Source organism: Serratia quinivorans (assembly GCF_946227985.1).
In the GTDB taxonomy this organism is placed as follows: Bacteria; Pseudomonadota; Gammaproteobacteria; order Enterobacterales; family Enterobacteriaceae; genus Serratia; species Serratia quinivorans_A.
Genome location: NZ_CAMKGL010000001.1, coordinates 1,142,752 through 1,161,074, shown reverse-complemented (window position 1 = coordinate 1,161,074; position 18,323 = coordinate 1,142,752). Strand labels below are relative to the sequence as shown.

General features: G+C 55.3%; 12 protein-coding genes and 1 pseudogene. 4 read left to right on the top strand and 9 right to left on the bottom strand.

Features of this window, described 5'->3' with window-relative positions:
• Together OCH02_RS05405 and OCH02_RS05400 are read left to right on the top strand one after the other, a co-directional pair.
• The gene (locus tag OCH02_RS05405; RefSeq protein WP_261430252.1) at nt 1–1,047 is read left to right on the top strand and encodes an aldo/keto reductase; all 1,047 of its coding nucleotides are present in this window, start codon (nt 1–3) and stop codon (nt 1,045–1,047) included.
• Nucleotides 1,044–2,495 (top strand): NAD-dependent succinate-semialdehyde dehydrogenase, encoded by a 1,452-nt coding sequence (locus tag OCH02_RS05400; protein WP_261430251.1) that lies wholly within the window; start codon nt 1,044–1,046, stop codon nt 2,493–2,495. Before OCH02_RS05405 ends, OCH02_RS05400 begins: the two co-directional genes overlap by 4 nt.
• Here the strand turns inward: OCH02_RS05400 and OCH02_RS05395 are convergent.
• The 3 genes and pseudogenes from OCH02_RS05395 to OCH02_RS05385 form a co-directional block, all read right to left on the bottom strand.
• Nucleotides 2,467–2,631: pseudogene (locus tag OCH02_RS05395) on the bottom strand (MarR family transcriptional regulator); the annotation flags it as partial. The gene OCH02_RS05400 and the pseudogene OCH02_RS05395 overlap by 29 nt on opposite strands.
• A 94-nt stretch (nt 2,632–2,725) precedes the next feature.
• Nucleotides 2,726–4,228 carry an 8-oxoguanine deaminase gene (locus tag OCH02_RS05390; protein WP_261430250.1) on the bottom strand — a complete coding sequence of 501 codons (1,503 nt, stop codon included), beginning with the start codon at nt 4,226–4,228 and terminating at the stop codon, nt 2,726–2,728.
• A 259-nt stretch (nt 4,229–4,487) separates the two neighbouring features.
• On the bottom strand, nt 4,488–5,945 hold the full coding sequence (locus OCH02_RS05385) for an amino acid permease (RefSeq protein ID WP_261430248.1): 1,458 nt from the start codon (nt 5,943–5,945) through the stop codon (nt 4,488–4,490).
• A gap of 619 nt (nt 5,946–6,564) precedes the next feature.
• On the opposite strand from OCH02_RS05385, the gene OCH02_RS05380 reads away from it, so the two are divergent.
• Nucleotides 6,565–7,839: a Glu/Leu/Phe/Val family dehydrogenase gene (locus tag OCH02_RS05380; RefSeq protein WP_017892875.1), complete on the top strand. Its 1,275-nt coding sequence runs from the start codon at nt 6,565–6,567 to the stop codon at nt 7,837–7,839.
• Nucleotides 7,840–7,894: 55 nt separating this feature from the next.
• Here OCH02_RS05380 and OCH02_RS05375 read toward each other — a convergent pair whose 3' ends face one another.
• On the bottom strand, nt 7,895–9,433 hold the full coding sequence (locus OCH02_RS05375; protein WP_261430247.1) for a long-chain-fatty-acid--CoA ligase: 1,539 nt from the start codon (nt 9,431–9,433) through the stop codon (nt 7,895–7,897).
• 214 nt (nt 9,434–9,647) lie between these two features.
• Between OCH02_RS05375 and OCH02_RS05370 the strand changes: the two genes are divergently transcribed.
• Complete coding sequence (locus OCH02_RS05370) at nt 9,648–10,217, top strand: DJ-1/PfpI family protein (RefSeq protein WP_017892877.1); 570 nt, start codon at nt 9,648–9,650, stop codon at nt 10,215–10,217.
• Between the two features lie 86 nt (nt 10,218–10,303).
• Here the strand turns inward: OCH02_RS05370 and OCH02_RS05365 are convergent, their stop codons facing one another.
• The 5 genes from OCH02_RS05365 to OCH02_RS05345 all read right to left on the bottom strand — a co-directional run bounded on the left by OCH02_RS05365 (nt 10,304) and on the right by OCH02_RS05345 (nt 18,286).
• On the bottom strand, nt 10,304–10,681 hold the full coding sequence (locus OCH02_RS05365; protein ID WP_261430246.1) for a DUF1493 family protein: 378 nt from the start codon (nt 10,679–10,681) through the stop codon (nt 10,304–10,306).
• A gap of 182 nt (nt 10,682–10,863) precedes the next feature.
• On the bottom strand, nt 10,864–12,318 hold the full coding sequence (locus tag OCH02_RS05360) for an efflux transporter outer membrane subunit (RefSeq protein ID WP_315899151.1): 1,455 nt from the start codon (nt 12,316–12,318) through the stop codon (nt 10,864–10,866).
• 1 nt (nt 12,319) lies between these two features.
• The gene (locus OCH02_RS05355; protein ID WP_261430245.1) at nt 12,320–15,475 is read right to left on the bottom strand and encodes an efflux RND transporter permease subunit; all 3,156 of its coding nucleotides are present in this window, start codon (nt 15,473–15,475) and stop codon (nt 12,320–12,322) included.
• Nucleotides 15,476–15,477: 2 nt separating this feature from the next.
• Complete coding sequence (locus OCH02_RS05350) at nt 15,478–16,623, bottom strand: efflux RND transporter periplasmic adaptor subunit (RefSeq protein ID WP_261430244.1); 1,146 nt, start codon at nt 16,621–16,623, stop codon at nt 15,478–15,480.
• Between the two features lie 148 nt (nt 16,624–16,771).
• Nucleotides 16,772–18,286 (bottom strand): MDR family MFS transporter, encoded by a 1,515-nt coding sequence (locus OCH02_RS05345; protein WP_261430243.1) that lies wholly within the window; start codon nt 18,284–18,286, stop codon nt 16,772–16,774.
• Nucleotides 18,287–18,323: the final 37 nt, after the last annotated feature.

The following is an 18,323-nucleotide window of genomic DNA, read 5'->3' as shown; positions in this document are numbered from 1 at the left end:
ATGGAATACATTAATCTTGGCCACTGTGGGCTGAACGTTTCCCGTTTGTGTCTTGGTACCATGAACATGGGTAGCAAACAGTGGAAACCCTGGATCTTCGACGAACAACAAAGTGAGCCGCTGATCCGTCATGCGCTGGAGTGTGGCATCAACTTTATTGATCTGGCGGATTTCTACTCCAGCGGTGCGGGTGAAGAAGTCGTAGGCAATATCATTGGGCGTTTGGCCCAGCGCGACGAACTGGTACTGGCTACCAAAGTCGGCTACCCGATTGGTGGCGGCGCTAATAATCAGGGGCATTCACGCAAGCACATTATGGCCAGCATTGACGCCAGCCTGCGCCGCCTGGGTACCGATTATATCGATATTTACATGCTGCACTATTTCGACGTGAATACGCCGATTGAAGAAACCTGGTCGGCGATGAACGATATCGTCCGCTCCGGCAAAGCCCGATATGTCGGCGTATCGACCATGTATGCCTGGCAGTTGGCCAAAATTCTGTGGATTTGTGAGCGCCACGGCTTCGTCAAACCCATCAACATGCAGTTGCAACTCAACTGCGCCTATCGCGAGGAAGAACGGGAGATGATCCCCTTGTGCCGCGATCAGGGACTGGGCGTATCGGTATTCAGCCCGCTGGCGCGCGGTTTATTAAGCTGCGATTTCAACTCGGTGCGTAACCAGACGGATTTCTTCACTCAGGAAATGTACGCCGACGCCACCTCACGCAACGTTGCCCAATCGGTCAGTCTGGTGGCGTCGCTACGGGGTATCCCTCCAGCACAGGTTGCCCAGGCCTGGGTGCTCAGCCACCCGGGGGTCGACTGCATGCTGGTCGGGGCCGATACGGTGCAGCAAATAGACAGCGCCGTCAGTGCCTTGTCTACCCCGCTCAGTGAGGATGAGCGTTACGAACTGGAACGCCACTATACCCCATGCGATGTCATCAATGATTACACCGCCGGTAAGCGTATAACGCGTGAGAGCCGCCCGGCGAACGGGCTATTTGCCATGGACAATACCGACACAAGGAACATTGCATGACTGACTATTCTTCTTTACTGCGCAACGGTTGGTACTGTGGTGGCCAATGGCGCACCAGTACCCAACACTATCAGGTCAGCAATCCCGCCACCGGTGAATCGGTGGCGGAGGTCGCTTCAGTCGGCAGCGCAGAAACCGACGAGGCCATTGCCGCGGCTGCCGCTGCCCTGCCGGCTTGGCGTGCCTTGCCCGCCAAGGCACGAGCACAAATCCTGCAACGCTGGTTCCAACTGATCATGAAAAATCAGGCAGCTTTGGCTGAGCTGATGGTTACCGAGCAAGGCAAGGTATTGAGCGAAGCCCAGGGCGAAGTCGCCTACGCCGCCAGCTTTATCGAATGGTTTGCCGAAGAAGCCAAGCGCGCTTATGGGCAGACCATTCCGGCGACCAAAGCCGGTAACCAAATTATCACCTTTAAAGAGTCGGTCGGCGTGATTGCGGCCATCACGCCATGGAATTTCCCACTGGCGATGCTGACGCGCAAATTAGGCCCTGCGCTGGCGGCCGGTTGCACCGCCGTGATCAAACCCGCTAACGAGACGCCGCTTTCCGCCTTCGCGTTGATCGTACTGGCCGAACTTGCCGGAGTGCCGCCAGGGGTGATTAATGCCGTATCCGGTGATACCCCGGCTATTGGTGCTGCACTGATGGCCAGCGCGCGGGTGCGTAAAGTGTCTTTTACCGGCTCCACGCCGGTCGGAAAACTGCTGATGCGCCAGGCGGCGGATACGGTTAAAAAACTGTCGCTGGAGTTGGGCGGCAATGCGCCGTTTATCGTGTTTGACGATGCCGACCTGGATGCTGCGGTGGCGGGCGCAATGGCGGCCAAATTCCGTAACAGCGGCCAAACCTGCGTGTGCGTCAATCGCTTCTACATTCAGGACGGCATTTACGACCGCTTTGTCCAGCGGCTGACCGATGCCGCGCGGACATTGAAAGTCGCTCCCGGCATGACGCCAGGCGCCCAGCAAGGCCCGTTAATCCACCTGAAAGCGGTAGAAAAAGTAGAGGCTCATCTGCGGGACGCTATAAACCAGGGGGCGCGACTGATGTGTGGTGGAGAACGCCACCCGCTGGGTGGCTCCTTCTTCCAGCCAACGGTGTTGGCCGATGCCGATGAACGGATGCAGTTGGCGCATGAGGAAACGTTCGGCCCGCTGGCCGCCTGTTTCCGCTTCCACGATGAAGATGAGGCGATCCGCCGTGCCAATGACACGCCCTTTGGACTGGCGGCTTACCTGTATACCCGCGATTTGGCGCGCGCATTTCGCGTGACGCGTCAGCTCGAAAGCGGCATGGTTGGCATCAACGAAGGTATTATTTCGACCGAGGTCGCCCCCTTTGGCGGCGTCAAAGAGTCCGGGCTGGGTCGTGAAGGTGCCGCTATCGGGCTTGATGAGTATCTCGAAACCAAGTACGTCAACCTCGGGCAACTTGGGGGCGAATGAATAGCTGCTCGGTCATCAATTGACCCCATTGTGTGCCCGGCTGCTCTTCTGCCAGCGTGAAACCGACGCTTTCATACAGATGCCGGGCCGCATCCAGCCCTTTGAAAGTCCACAAATGGGCTTTATCAAAGCCTTGTCCCGGGCGGGGTAACCCGCTGTTGGCGAGGGTTTTCCTTAGACAGCTTAGACGCCTTAGCGTTGGCTAAGGAGGCTGCGCAGCGTCAGAGGGGTTAGCCTTCCATCAGTTGATGAGCCAGGCGATTGTGTTTTTCAATGATCACCGGTACATCTACGGTAGTCACTTTACCGTTATCCACCACCACGCGACCATTGATGATGTTGTAAGCAACCTTACCTGGGTTACAGAACACCAGGGCGGAAACCGGATCGTGCTGTGCGCCAGCAAGGCCAACACCTTCCAGGTTAAACACCGCAATATCTGCCATCATGCCCGGTGCCAGCGCACCAATGTCGTCGCGATTGAGGTTTTTCGCACCGCCAAGGGTGGCGATTTCCAGCGCTTCACGTGCGGTCAGCGCTTCCGGGCCAAAACCAACACGTTGCAGCAGCAGCGCCTGACGCACTTCGCCAATCATATCGGCGCTGTCGTTTGAGGCAGAACCGTCCACACCCAGGCCCACGTGCATGCCTGCATCCAGCATATGGCGCACTGGCGCAATACCAGAACCCAGACGCATGTTGGAGCAAGGGCAGTGCGCAACACCGGTACCGGTGCGGGCAAACAGTTTCATGCCGTAATCATCAAGCTTCACGCAGTGCGCATGCCATACGTCGCGACCGACCCACTCCAGATCTTCCACATACTGCGCAGGCGTTTTGTTGAAAGTCTTTTTGCTGTATTCAATATCGCTGACGTTTTCCGCGAGGTGCGTATGCAGGGAAACACCGTGCGCCCGGGCAAGTTTGGCGGAATCGCGCATCAGCCCTTCGCTGACCGAGAACGGCGAGCAAGGTGCAACCACTATGCGGATCATCGCACCGCGTTCAGCATCGTGGAACTGCTCAATCACGCGCTGAGTATCGTTGAGGATGAACTTTTCATCTTCAACGATAGAGTCCGGTGGCAGACCTCCCTGTTTTTTGCCTACGCTCATGCTGCCGCGACAGGCATGGAAACGCATCCCCATTTCCTGTGCCGCTTCGATGCTGTGATCGAGCTTGATGCCGTTCGGGTAAACGTACTGGTGATCGCTGGAAGTGGTACAGCCTGAAAGCATTAGCTCTGCCATTGCGGTTTTGGTAGCCACTTTCATCATTTCAGGGGTCAGCTTTTCCCAGATAGGATACAGCGTGGTCAGCCAGGTAAAGAGTTCTCCGTCCTGAGCCGCAGGTACTACGCGGGTCAGGCTCTGATACATATGGTGGTGAGTGTTAATCAGACCGGGAATAACGATATGACCTTTTAGATCGATAATTCTGTCTGCCGTTTGCGGCATTTCGCTTTCGGTTCCCACGGCAACAATTGTATTGCCTTTGATAAAGACGCAGCCTTTTTTAATTTCGCGCTTGTCTTTATCCATGGTCACGACCATATTTGCATTTTTCAACAGCAGCGTCTTGCTCTGAGACGGGATAGAATTTGTCGCCTTATCTTCAGTAAGGGAATATAACAGTTTCTCTTTTGCTGTCACCGGTAATGTGGTTAATAACGGGGCCAGAAAAGGTGTTTTAACTAATAATCGACGTAGCCGATCTGGTTGTTGATCCTTCATGATTTTTCCTTGTTTGAATAAACTTAAAAACTGATTTTTAATCATATATATAATGGAGTTGGGTGAGCATTCCTAATTTTAGGGTGTTGCATTTATCCTATCGTATATAGGTTATGTCATCATCGTGTGCCATCACACTTTCGTTATGGTGTCAGGGTATCCCCTTATGCGGTAACCCATTTGAAGAATGTCGGTTTTACTCCATATCCAAACGGCCCCCTTCTTAGGGGGCGCCCTCGCCTTTTTTTACGCTAAATGCCTACTCGGTTTCTTGGCCTGGTTGGTAATAGACGTAATCTTCCCGGGCCAGGCTATTTTTGATTCTGAAGCGCCAAACTATCGCCAGGGCGATAAACCACAGCGGCATACTGCACAGCGCTATCAGCGTATCCCGGTCAAAGACCATCAGCACCAGCGTGAAAGCGAAAAACGCCAAGGTCAGCCAGGTCATGATCACCCCGCCCGGCATCTTGAAGGTAGAACGTTCATGCAGTTCGGGCCGTTGTTTGCGATAAACCAGATAGGCCACCAGGATCATGCCCCAGCTGTAAACCACCAGTATCGCCGCCACGGTAGAAACAATGGTAAACAGCGTCATCACGTTCGGCATCAGGATCAACAGCATGGTGCCCACCACCATACAGAAGCAGGAAAACATCAGGCTGCGGATCGGAATAGCGGTGGTACGTGACAGTATTTTGAACTGCCCGTGCGCGTGTTTCTCCATCGACAGGCCATACAGCATACGGGTGCTGGAATAAACCCCGCTGTTGGCCGAAGACATGGCGGAGGTCAAGGCGACAAAGTTAATCACCGCGGCTGCCGCAGGCAAACCGGCCTGGTCGAACAACATAACGAACGGGCTGCTGTCCGGCGAAACGTGGCTCCATGAGGTCACGGCGATAATCGCCAACATTGAAAACACATAGAAAATGATGATCCGCACTGGAATCACGTTGATCGCCTTGGGCAACACTTTCTGCGGATCCTTGGTCTCGGCCGACATGGTGCCCAGCAGCTCAATGCCGGTGCAGGAGAATATGGCAATCTGGAAGCCGGCAAAAAAGCCGAATATGCCGTGCGGCATAAAGATATTGGGGTCGGTGATATTACTCACCGAGGCTTTAACCCCGTCCGGCGAGGTCCAGCCAATAAAGACCATCCAGGCCCCGGTCAGGATCAGCGCGATAATGGCAATCACTTTAATGATGGCAAACCAGAACTCTGCTTCACCAAACATCTTCACCGACAGCATATTGAACAGGCACAGCAACCCCAGAGTCAGCAAGGCCGGCAGCCAGGGCGAAACTTCCGGGTACCAGTACTGCACGTATCCCCCGCACACCACAACATCGGCAATGCAGGTCACCACCCAACTCAACCAGTAAGACCAACCGAGAAAAAAACTGGCTTTGGGTCCCAGGTATTCGGAGACGAAATCGGCAAACGAGCGATAGTCGAGCTTGGTCAGCAATAATTCGCCCATCGCCCGCATCACCATAAACATAAAGAAGCCGACAATGACGTAGGTCAAAACAATAGAAGTGCCGGAAAGCGCAATGGTTTTGCCCGACCCCATAAACAACCCGGTGCCAATGGCACCGCCGATGGAAATAAGCTGAATATGGCGTTCGCTCAGACCTCGTTGCAATGTTTGGGCGCAGTCGTGCCCCTCGGTTGAAAGGGTATTCAACCGATGTTGTTTACTTTTTGTCATGGTGTTACCTGTCCGTCATTAAGGCGATTAAGCAGCTTTCACCGCTGCAGCAGGAGTGAAACGCCGTTGGCGTTCTACCGGCAAAAAAGAAATTCAGGCCAAACGCTGCCTGCCCTTTTGTTAAAGGGAAGTAAATATCTGTACGTCTCAGAAAACGGCTGTTCGAACTGAGTGCCAGCCCACATTTAGCATGCGAAGCATGGGCTTGGAGGATAAAAGGCTTTATATCAGTGGGTTATTATCATTCCCGTTTAAGAAAAAAATGCGACCACCGCAGATTTAACATGAATTTAACTCTGGCGTCAGGAAACGGCATTGTCAACACGACACTTAAATAAAATGAAACTTTTTGATCACATTCAAGGTTCTGAAAAATAGATAAAAACGGGTTTTATGCATTTTTTATGCATAAAGTATGCGTAGTCAGCTGACCCTTCCTGAAAAAGTAATTAACTATTCATTTTTGCGTCGAAAAACCCGCTGGAAACCGGCCCGCAGCCCGCCAGGGGGGGGCTAACAAGCCGTGCTTTTAGTGGTAAATTTGGCGTCGCAAAAGTGTTATGCACTTGGTAAACCACGGTTAAACAAAATAAACACCTCTATATAAAAAAGGTTGGTTATGGAAAAGCTATCCTACGCTTCAGAAAGTAGCACAACGGCCTGGGCCACCTATCTGCAACAAATCGACCGCGTTGCGCCTTACCTGGGTGATCTGTCGCGTTGGGTTGATACCCTGCGTCACCCGAAGCGCGCGCTGATCGTTGATATCCCACTGCAGATGGACGACGGTTCAATCCGCCATTTCGAAGGCTTCCGCGTTCAGCACAACCTGTCGCGCGGCCCGGGTAAAGGCGGCATCCGTTATCACCCGGACGTTGATCTCGATGAAGTCATGGCGCTGTCAGCCTGGATGACCATCAAATGTGCGGCAGTCAACCTGCCTTACGGTGGCGCCAAAGGGGGGATCCGCGTCGATCCTTTCAAACTGTCTGAAGGCGAGCTGGAAAGATTGACCCGTCGCTACACCAGCGAAATCGGTTTTATCATCGGGCCACAGAAAGATATCCCGGCACCGGACGTCGGCACCAACTCCAAAGTTATGGCCTGGATGATGGATACCTATTCCATGAACCACGGCACGACCATCACCGGCGTGGTTACCGGCAAACCTATTCACCTGGGCGGCTCCCTGGGTCGTGAGAAAGCCACCGGTCGCGGTGTATTCGTTACCGGCTGTGAAGTAGCGAAACGTCTGGGCGTGCAAATCGAAGGTGCCAAGGTTGCGGTTCAGGGCTTTGGTAACGTGGGCAGCGAAGCCGCCCGCCTGTTTGTGGGTATCGGTGCGCGTGTAGTGGTGATTCAAGACCACTCCGCTACCCTGTTCAACGCCAACGGCATCGATTTGACTGCACTGACTGAATGGCAGGCCAAGAACAAGCAAATTGCCGGTTTCCCTGGCGCCAGCGAAATCGAAAGCGAAGCTTTCTGGTCCGTAGACATGGATATCCTGATCCCTGCCGCCCTGGAAGGTCAGATTACCCGTCAACGTGCAGAAATCCTCAGCGCCAAACTGGTTCTGGAAGGCGCTAACGGCCCAACCTACCCAGACGCGGACGACGTGCTGCGTTCACGCAACATCACCGTGGTACCTGACGTTATCTGTAACGCCGGCGGCGTAACAGTCAGCTACTTCGAATGGGTGCAGGACATGGCCAGCTACTTCTGGAGCGAAAGCGAAATCAACGAGCGTATGGACAAAATCATGACCGACGCCATGATTCACGTTTGGAACAAGTCCGAAGAGAAAGAGTGCAGCCTGCGCACTGCGGCGTATATCGTCGCCTGTGAGCGTATCCTGACCGCACGTAAAGAGCGTGGCATTTACCCAGGTTAATGCGTTATCTCTCCCGGCTTGCTCTGCAGGCCGGGATTATTTCCAAGCGATCCCTTCAACGCAGCAATCGTTTCATCACCTTGCCGGTACTGGTCATCGGTAACCGTTCGACAAACTCAACGACGCGTGGGTATTTAAACGCCGCCAGCCGCTCTTGGGTCCAGGCGATCAGCTGTTCTTCACTCACCGGTTCGTCCAAATCCTTCAGCACCACCACCGCTTTAATCTCTTCGCCGAGTGACTGGTGCGGTACGCCAATCACGGCCACCAATGACACGGCCGGATGGCGGATCATCAGTTCTTCAATTTCTCGCGGATAGACGTTAAATCCGCCGCGAATAATCACATCTTTCGACCGGTCAACGATAAAATAGAAGCCATCGGCATCGCGGCGTGCCAGGTCACCGGTTCTGAACCAGCCCTTTTCCAGCACCTCGGCCGTGGCTTCCGGGCGGTTAAGGTAGCCCTTCATCACGTTGTGGCCACGCACCGCAATCTCGCCAACCTGATCTATACCCTCTACCGTTTTACCGGTGACATCGACTAACCGGACTTCCACGCCCCAGATGGGCTGGCCAATAGAACCGACTTTATTGATCCGCCCCGGATGGTTAAAGGTGGCAACCGGGCTGGTTTCCGATAAACCATAGCCTTCCAGAATATTAACGCCGAAGCGCCGGGCGAAGTCCTCGATGATTTGTACGGGCAAGCTGGCACCGCCGGAGACCGCCATGCGCAGGTTTTTACGTAACAGGGCAAGATCCGCCGTATCATCCAGCGCGTTCAACAATGCCCAGTACATGGTGGGGACACCGGCAAAAAAGGTGATGGCGTGCTGTTGCATCAGCGCAATGACCTGCTTCGCATCAAAACGCGGCACCATAACCAGCGTTGCCGCCAAAGCAAAACCGGCATTCATCTGTACGGTGGACCCAAAAGTATGAAATAGCGGCAGCGTCACCAAATGGCGATCGGGATGTTCTAACGAACTATTGAACAGCTGTACCGAACCCAGCGCGTTCAGCACCAGATTGGAATGGGTCAGCTCGGCTCCCTTGGCACGGCCGGTGGTCCCGCTGGTGTAAAGGATCACAGCGGTGTCGGATTCCAGCGTGGTGGCGCTGTCAAAATCGGTGGGCTGGCTGCTGATAACCTGACTGAAACGGTCACCTGCCAGCGGCAGGCTGTCGCCGATAATAATAAAATCACGGCATTGCTCTGTGGATTCAAACGCACGTCGCGCCTCTTCCCCCAGCGTCAATCCAGCGTCGCCCTCAAAACAGAAGAAACTCACCGCCTGCGAGTCTTGCAGGTAATATTCAAACTCCCCCGCTTTTAATAAGGTGTTCAAAGGGACGACCACCGCACCGGCTTTGAGGATGCCATAGTAAACAGCGGGAAACTCCCAACGGTTCGGGCAAGCCAGCGCCACCCTTTCACCCGGCTGCACTCCCCGGGCAATCAACAAATTAGCGACCTGATTGGCACGTTGATTCAACGTGGCGTAGCTAAACTGAACATCCTCCTGCACCAGCGCCAGGCGATCTGCAAATGAACGCGCACTCTCTTCAAGCAATGTAGCCAAATTTAGCATGAGGTTTTCTCGAATGCAGAGACCGGGCATGCCCGGTGAGTCATCGACTGAGATACTGCGCGACCTCGCTGAGGTTGCTCTCCCTGAACAGCCTGCGGTGAAAAATGACCACGGCAAAAATGAGTATAGAAGAGGTCGCACCAGTGTAAAGGTTCGCGCTCCGCTGCCTGATAGACTATATGTTAGGGATCGTTTACCCCACGGAGAGCCCCTGATGAGCAAGAAAAAGATCCTGATGCTGGTCGGCGATTACGCTGAAGATTATGAGACTATGGTGCCGTTTCAGGCGTTACAAATGATAGGTCATCAGGTGGATGCCGTGTGCCCCGATAAGGCCATAGGCGACTACATCATGACGGCGATCCATGATTTTGACGGCGCACAAACCTACAGTGAAAAACCGGGTCATCGTTTCACCCTGAACGCCGATTTTTCGGCAGCCAAAGAAGCAGACTACGACGCCCTGTTGATCCCCGGAGGTCGAGCGCCAGAGTATCTGCGACTGAATCCGCAGGTCATCAAACTGGTGCAGGCTTTTGACGCCGCACGCAAGCCCATCGCCGCCGTTTGCCATGGTCCGCAGCTGCTGGCCGCCGCCGGCGTGTTGAAAGGCAGAACCTGCAGCGCCTACCCGGCCTGCGCGCCAGAAGTGCAGTTGGCTGGCGGACACTTTGCCGATATCGGCATCGATCAGGCCCATGTTGATGGCAACCTGGTGACCGCCCCGGCCTGGCCGGCACATCCACAATGGTTGGCGAAATTTGCCGAACTGCTGGCGGAATAACGCAATGAAAAGGCCCGCAACACAGCTGCGGGCCAATATTTTACTTTGACTGTTCGTGGGTTAATTCTTTCGCCAACAACCCAGGGTTATTTTAATTGTTCAATCAGAAAGTGAATGTCATAGAGCCAACGTTTTGCCCGGGCGGAACGCACCAGCATATAAACATACAAGGGCCGGATCCTTTCCATCTCAAGATCCCAATGATGACCACGTCGGGATGATGGGGAAATGAATGACAATGATTTAGACACCTGACGAAAATACAGCTCATGATTGTAATTACTGCTGTCTATTCGGAAAGCGTCGAAGTAGCCATGCATCAGCGTCTCCGACATCGGCAAAGACAGGTTCAGCTCTTTGTTTATTTCGGTATTGAGAGTCACGTCTATGCCTCTTTTGAACAGGCCCGGCGCGTTATAGCGGTCGACCACTGAAATGACCTGCTGCTGAATATCACTTTCCATTTCAACCTCAAACTATTTGGCCGCGAGAATGATGCGATAATATTCTGACCTTTCTTCATGTGGCGAGTTCTGCATGGCAAAGTAATTTTCCTTTTCTTTACACTTTCACCACAGAGTGAATATAAAAATACGCAGAATGTTGTCGCCATCCTGCGTATTAGCAGCGTTGCCTGCAGTAAATCTTATTGGGTCAGGGAGCCATTATTGGCAATAACACCATCGCCCTGCTTCTCTGCGCTAATACCACCGCCCAGTACTTTATACAGCGTGATCAGATTTTGGTATTCGGTTTGCTGAGTGGTAATCAACGACTGACGGGCGCTATATAAGGTACGCTGCGCGTCAAGCATCGTCAGATAGGTATCCACCCCGTGGCGATAACGCAGCTCTGCCAGGCGATAATATTCCTGAGAAGCCGCCACATAGCCGGTTTGCGCCGCTAACTGTTCCTCAATAGTGCCTTTACGCGCCAGGGCATCGGCGGTCTCCTGGAATGCCGTCTGCACCGCTTTCTCGTAGGTGGCAACGTACAGGTCTTTCTGCGCCTTGGTGTAATTCAACTGGGCGGTATTATAGCCGCCGGTGAAGATCGGCAGGCTGATACTCGGTGCAAATGACCAGACGCCAGCCCCCTTGCTAAACAGTGATGACAATTCCCCGCTGCTTATGCCACCGCTGGCCGTCAGACTGATAGACGGGAAAAACGCCGCGCGGGCAGAGCCGATATTGGCGTTGGCCGCCTTCAGGTTATGCTCAGCCTCCAGCACATCCGGGCGGTTCAGCAGCACCTGGGATGACAGATTCGCCGGCAGGTCTTTCATGATGCCGGACAATGCTGCGATATCCGTGGGCAACAGGCTCTCAGGTACGCTTTGCCCCACCACCAGATCCAGCGCATTTTTCGCCTGCGCGGCGCTGGTGGTGTAGCTGGCGACGTCCGAGCGAGCCTGCTGATACACCGTGTCCGCCGTAGCGACATCAACCATCGACAGAATGCCGTTTTGCTGGTTTTTGCGCGTCACGGCCAGTGACAACTTGGCGCTTTCCATGGTGCTTTTGGCCGCAGCCAGGTTGCTGCGTTCCGCCGCAAGGTTTACCCAGTCGGTGACGATATCGGCGATCAACGTCAGGCGAGTGCTTTTGGCCGCTTCCGATTCCGCCAGATAGGTTTCAAAGGTCGATCGTGACAGGCTACGGTTCTTGCCGAACAAATCCAGCTCAAATGCACTGGTGCCGGCCGTGGCTTCGTAGCTCTGGCTGATCGCGGTGGCGTTACCGTTACCGGTCAGTGCCCGCCCACGGCTGCCGTCCACACCGGCGTTAATGGTTGGGAACAAATCGGAGCGCTGCTCGCCGTAGAGCGCCCGCGCCGATTCAATATTGGCAATGGCTTCACGCAGATCTCGACTGCTGCTCAGCCCCATCTCTACCACCTGACGCAGTTTGGCGTCGACCACATAGTCACGCCACGGAATGTCCGGGTAGCTCAGTGATAATTTACCGGAAGGCGCAGTATAAGCCGCCCCCTGTGGCATGGTGGTCGGTACCGGTGCCTGTGGGCGCTGGTAGTTCGGATCCAGCGAGATACACCCCGCCAGTAACAGCGGGAATGTCAGAATGATTAAACGTTGCAACACATTATTCTCCTGCCTGCGGCGCAGTGTTTTCCAGCGGTTTGGCGACGGTGGTTTTGCGTGAAAACATCCGGCGTACCAAAACGTAGAACAACGGAACAAAGAAGATCGCCAGTATCGTTGCCGTGATGGTGCCACCAATAATCCCGGTACCGATGGCGATACGGCTGTTGGCGCCGGCACCGCTGGACACGGCCAGCGGCAACACGCCGGCGGTAAACGCCAGGGAGGTCATCAGAATCGGGCGCAAACGCATACGGGAAGCCTCGACTGCCGCGGCGATCAGGGTTTCGCCCCGCAGGTATTTCTCTTCGGCGAACTCGACGATAAGAATGGCGTTCTTGGCCGACAGCCCAATGATGGTTAACAGCGCCACCTGGAAGTAAATATCGTTTTCCAGGCCACGCAGGGTGATCGCCAACAGCGAGCCGACCACGCCCATCGGCACCACCATCATCACCGCAAACGGAATTGACCAGCTTTCGTACAGGGCCGCGAGGCACAGGAACACCACCACCAGTGAAATGGCATACAGCGAGGCTGCCTGCCCGCTGGTCAAGCGCTCCTGATAAGAAAGGCCGCTCCAGGAAAAGCTGCTGGCGGAGGAGAATTTCGCCGCCAGTTTTTCCATCTCATCCATCGCAGTACCGGAACTGGTACCGGGCGCGCCTTCACCGGTGATCTCAAACGACGACAGGCCGTTATAGCGAGACAGGTTTTCCGGCCCGTAGATCCAGTGTGACGCGGCGAAGGCCGAGAACGGCGTCATGCTGGTGGCTCCGCTGCTGGAAGTCCCACGCACAAACCATTTGTCGAGATCTTCCGGTTTTGAACGGTACTCGACATCACCCTGCATATAGACTTTTTTCACCCGGTTGCGGTCGATAAAGTCGTTGACATAGGTGCTGCCGAAGGCGCTGGTAAGCGTGCTGTTGACGTCGCCATTACTCAGCCCCAATGCCTGCAGTTTGTCATTGTCGATCTCCACCTGCAGCTGTGGGGTATCCGGCAAGGTGTTGGCGCGTACCGCGCTCAGGCTGGGGGTTTTCGCCGCCGCCGCAACTATCTGATCGCGCATCACCTGCAATTCTGCGCGGGTCGTTGCGCCTTTGGCCTGCAGTTCGAAGGTGAAACCGTCAGACTGGCCAAAACCGTCAATCGCCGGAGGGCTCATCGAGAACACCTGTGCGTCACGGATCTTGGCGAAGTGCGCCATCGCACGCTTGGCAATCGCATCGGCGGTATTGGCACTGCCAGAGCGTAAACTCCAGTCTTTCAGGCTGACGAAGGCCATTCCGGCGTTTTGTCCGCTGCCGCTGAAGCCAAAACCGTTAATGGTGAAAATGGTGCTGACGTTGGCCTTCTCATCGTTGAGAAAATAATCCTTTACCTCGTCGCTGACCGCAGAGGTCCGGGCATTGGTGGCCCCGGCCGGCAGCGTGTACTGCACCATCACCACCCCCTGATCTTCATTGGGCAAGAAGCCGGTCGGCAAACGCATATACATCACGGCAGCGGCAATCAACAACAGGCCGTACAGCAACAGATAGCGCATTGGGCTGTGGATCACCCGGCCGACCTTATCGGCATATTTCTCCTGCAGGCGGTTATAGCCGCGATTGAATTTGCCCAGCAGGCCCTTGTTGGTCAGATCCTCATGTGCAGGTTTCAGCAAGGTGGCGCACAGTGCCGGGGCCAGGGTTAACGCCAGGATCACCGACAACACCATGGAAGCCACAATAGTGACCGAGAACTGGCGGTAGATCACCCCGGTGGAACCGCCGAAAAACGCCATCGGCAGGAAGACCGCCGACAGCACCATGGCAATGCCAACCAGCGCGCCGGTGATTTCCTTCATCGATTTTTCGGTTGCCTCGCGCGGTGGCAGTTTCTCTTCCCGCATCACGCGCTCGACGTTCTCCACCACCACGATGGCGTCATCCACCAATAGCCCGATAGCCAGCACCATGCCAAACAGCGTCAGGGTGTTGATTGAATAGCCGAAGGCGGCGAGCACGCCGAAGGTGCCCAACAGCACCACCGGCACGGTAATGGTCGGGATCAGCGTGGTTCGCAAGTTCTGCAGGAAGACAAACATCACGATCACCACCAACACCACCGCCTCGATCAGGGTTTTCACCACTTCTTCGATCGAGATATTAATAAAGTCGGTGCTGTCTTTCGGGTAGGCCACCTTGTAGCCATTGGGCATCGAAGTTTGGTATTCCGCCACCTTGGCCTTGACCCGTTTGGCGGTATTGAGCGCATTGGCCCCGGCGGCCAGCTTGACGGCAATCCCCGAGGCCGGGTGGCCATTCAAGCGGGCGCTGGAGGAGTAATCCTCGTTGCCCAGCTCAACCCGCGCCACATCGCCCAGGCGCACCAACGCCCCGCTGCTATCACTTTTCAGGATAATATTGCGAAACTGCTCCGGCGTTTGCAGCCGCGACTGCGCCTTCACCGTGGCGGTCAGTTGCTGATCGGCACCGGAAGGCAAATCGCCGACTTTACCGGCAGAAACCTGGGTATTTTGCGCTTCAATCGCCGTTTCCACATCGGACGGCATCAGTGAATAGGACGCCAGCCGGGTCGGGTTCAGCCAGATGCGCATCGCGTATTCTGACCCAAATACCTGCACGTCACCGACCCCGTCTATGCGCGACAGCGGATCCTGAATATTACTGACCAGATAGTCGGATATGTCCGCCATGCTGGCCTTGTCGGTTTCGTCATACAACCCGACGATCAGCAGGAAGCTGCTCTGTGATTTTTTGACCGTTACCCCTTGGGCCGTCACTTCGGCCGGTAAACGGCTTTCCGCCTGCTGCACCTTGTTCTGTACCTGCACCTGGGCGATATCCGGATCGGTGCCCTGATCAAAGGTCACGTTAATGCTCACCGAACCGTCGGAGCTGCTGGTCGCTGAAAAATAAAGTAGCCCATCAAGCCCCGTCAGCTGTTGCTCAATCACCTGGGTAACGCTGTTTTCCAGCGTTTCCGCATCGGCCCCCGGGTAGGTGGCGGAAATGGAAATTTGTGGTGGGGAGACGTCCGGGTATTGCGAGATGGGGAGCGAATTGATCGACATCAGGCCACACAGCATAATGATGATCGCAATCACCCAGGCAAACACCGGCCGCCGAATAAAGAACTGCGCCATGGTTATTGATCCCCGCCGTTAGTCGCAGCCGTATTCGCCTGCTGTTGCACTTCAACGGCCTTGACCTCTACGCCGATGGCCACCTTATTCGTGCCTTCGACAATCAGTCGGTCGCCTGCATCCAACCCTTTGCTGACCAGCCAACTGCTGCCGATAACCTGTCCGGTGGTGAGGGTGCGTTGTTCCACTTTGTTTTGCGCGTTAACCACCAACGCGGTCGCCTCGCCCCTGGCATTGCGGGTAATGCCCTGTTGCGGTGCCAAAATGTCGTTGGGATCGACCCCGTTGTCCAGGGTGGCATGGACATACATGCCCGGCAGCAATTCGTGCTCGGGGTTAGGGAACACGGCACGCAGGGTGACAGAACCGGTAGATTCATCCACCGACACTTCGGTCAGTTCCAGCTTGCCGGGGTGGCTGTAGGGCGTGCCGTCTTCAAGTTTGATCGCTACCGGCGTGACATTGTCACGTTGCAGTGAAGCCTGCTGCCTGCGCAATTTAAGCAGTTGACTGCTGGACTGGGTGAGATCGACATAGACAGGATCAAGTGCGCGAATGGTTGCCAGTGCATCGGTTTGGCTGGCGGTCACCAGCGCACCCGGCGTAACCGAAGAAATACCGATACGGCCGGAAATGGGCGCGCGTACCTGGGTATAAGCAAGATTGATTTTGGTGGTTTCCAGCGCCGCCTGATACTGCGCGACGGCGGCTACGGCCTCCAGATAGGTTGCCATCGCATCATCCGCATCCTGTTTGGAGACGCCATTCTCCTTCACCAGTGCGGCATAGCGCTGCGCCTTCAAACGGCTGGACTTCACCGTGGCCTGGGCACTTTTCAACTGCGCGGCGGCCTGATCGTAACTGGCCTGATAGGTCGCGGGATCGATTTGATACAGCACCTGCCCGGCTTTGACTTCCGCCCCTTCGGTAAACAGACGTGCCTTTATAATGCCTTCCACCTGCGGACGAACATCCGAGGTCATGGTGGCATTGACCCGGCCCGTCAGGTCACTGCTCAGCGTGACCGGCTGGCTGTGCAATGTCGCCACGCCAACCTCAGGTACACCGGCCGGTGTACTGGCGGACTGACCATCACAGGCAGACAACAACAGCGACAGGCTGACCAGTAAAACCTTTTTCCTTTGCATCGACTTTCCATCCTATTGAGAACGTTTATTCTCAATATATAGAAAGCGACGTTTTTAGTCTGACAGGGTTACGTAAGGATTCAGTAAAAGTACATCGCAGAGCGTGTGGCAAGCCGGTACACAGGTATTTCACGCACCGGCTCAGGGGTTATTTCTTGCGCAGAGGCACGTCTTTCAACAGCCAGGTCAAGGCAAAGGCCAGCACCATCACCCCTGCCGCAATCTGGTAAACCGAGTGGATCGCACCGCCGAAGGCCTGCAGGTAGTCGTTTTGCAATTGCGCCGGCAAATGGTGCACGGCATCAGCCCCCAGTGAACGCGGCAGCTCTGCCCCCTCCGGCAGCAAGGTGGTCAGCCGGCTGTGCAGCACATTGGTAAAAATCGCGCCAAACACCGCCACGCCGATAGAGCCGCCAATAGAGCGGAACAGCGTGGCGCTGGAGGTCGCGACCCCCATATGCTTTGGTTCTACGCTGTTTTGCGCCGCCAGGATCATCACCTGCATCACCATACCCAGCCCCAACCCCAACAGGCTGATGTAGAGGTACAGCAAATGCACCGGGGTCGAGTTTTTCAACGTCCCCAGCAACACCATGCCTGCCAGGGCACACAGGGTGCCAATAATCGGGAAGATACGGTATTTGCCGCGCTTGCTGATCAACCGACCGCTGATGATCGAACTGAGCATTATCCCGCCCATCAGCGGCAGCAGCTGCATCCCGGCCTGGGTCGGCGTGGAATCCTTCACGACCTGCAGATACAGCGGCAGGAAAGTCACCGATCCAAACAGCGACATACCGACGATAAAACCTATCAATGCGCAGAGCACAAAGGTGCGATTACGGAACAGGTCGAGCGGAATGATCGGTTCGCTCGCCAGTCGCTCTTCGTAGATAAACCCACCTATCGACACCAGGCCAAAGGCCAGAATGCACCACAGTTGACCGTCCGACCAGGCCATCACCGTACCGCCCTGGCTGGTAAACAGGATGATGCAGGTCAGCGCCGCTGCGAGGTAACTGGCCCCGAGAAAATCTATCTCATGTTTAACCCGATTGACCTTAGACTGGAACACCGCGCCAATTACCAACAGCGCGAAAATCCCCAGCGGCAGGTTGATATAGAAAATCCAACGCCAGGAGAAATGCTGCACCAGCAATCCGCCGATCAGCGGGCCGACCACCGTTGCCAGACCAAATACCCCGCCAAACAGCCCCTGATAGCGTCCACGATCGGCCGGTGGGATCACATCGCCGACCACCGCCATGGTCACCACCAACAAACCGCCGCCGCCCAGCCCTTGCAGCGCACGCATCAGGATAAGTTCCGTCATATTCTGCGCCAGCCCACACAGCACCGAACCGAGCAGGAACACCACAATGGCTATCTGCAGCACGATCTTGCGACCGAACAGATCGCCAAACTTGCCATACAGCGGCACCACAATGGTCGACGCCAACAGATAGGCGGTCACGACCCACGACAGATTTTCCAGGCCACCGAATTCGCCAACGATGGTTGGCAGCGCGGTGGAGACAATGGTCTGATCGAGCGCTGCCAGCAGCATCACCAGCAGCAGCGCGGAGAACAGCAAACGGATCGAGGGTGCCTGCTCGGACGCCCTGCCGTTTTCTTCGGTGCCTGCCAGGTTATCAATACCCATTTAGCTGAGCCTGCTTGTAATTAATTAATCGAGTAAT

Bases quoted from the DNA above. Each gene is read 5' to 3' on its own strand.
- OCH02_RS05390 (WP_261430250.1), bottom strand. From the start codon at position 4,228: ATGAAGGATCAACAACCAGATCGGCTACGTCGATTATTAGTTAAAACA.
- OCH02_RS05405 (WP_261430252.1), top strand. From the start codon at position 1: ATGGAATACATTAATCTTGGCCACTGTGGGCTGAACGTTTCCCGTTTG.
- OCH02_RS05365 (WP_261430246.1), bottom strand. From the start codon at position 10,681: ATGGAAAGTGATATTCAGCAGCAGGTCATTTCAGTGGTCGACCGCTAT.
- OCH02_RS05375 (WP_261430247.1), bottom strand. From the start codon at position 9,433: ATGCTAAATTTGGCTACATTGCTTGAAGAGAGTGCGCGTTCATTTGCA.
- OCH02_RS05385 (WP_261430248.1), bottom strand. From the start codon at position 5,945: ATGACAAAAAGTAAACAACATCGGTTGAATACCCTTTCAACCGAGGGG.
- OCH02_RS05355 (WP_261430245.1), bottom strand. From the start codon at position 15,475: ATGGCGCAGTTCTTTATTCGGCGGCCGGTGTTTGCCTGGGTGATTGCG.
- OCH02_RS05400 (WP_261430251.1), top strand. From the start codon at position 1,044: ATGACTGACTATTCTTCTTTACTGCGCAACGGTTGGTACTGTGGTGGC.
- OCH02_RS05380 (WP_017892875.1), top strand. From the start codon at position 6,565: ATGGAAAAGCTATCCTACGCTTCAGAAAGTAGCACAACGGCCTGGGCC.
- OCH02_RS05350 (WP_261430244.1), bottom strand. From the start codon at position 16,623: ATGCAAAGGAAAAAGGTTTTACTGGTCAGCCTGTCGCTGTTGTTGTCT.
- OCH02_RS05370 (WP_017892877.1), top strand. From the start codon at position 9,648: ATGAGCAAGAAAAAGATCCTGATGCTGGTCGGCGATTACGCTGAAGAT.
- OCH02_RS05345 (WP_261430243.1), bottom strand. From the start codon at position 18,286: ATGGGTATTGATAACCTGGCAGGCACCGAAGAAAACGGCAGGGCGTCC.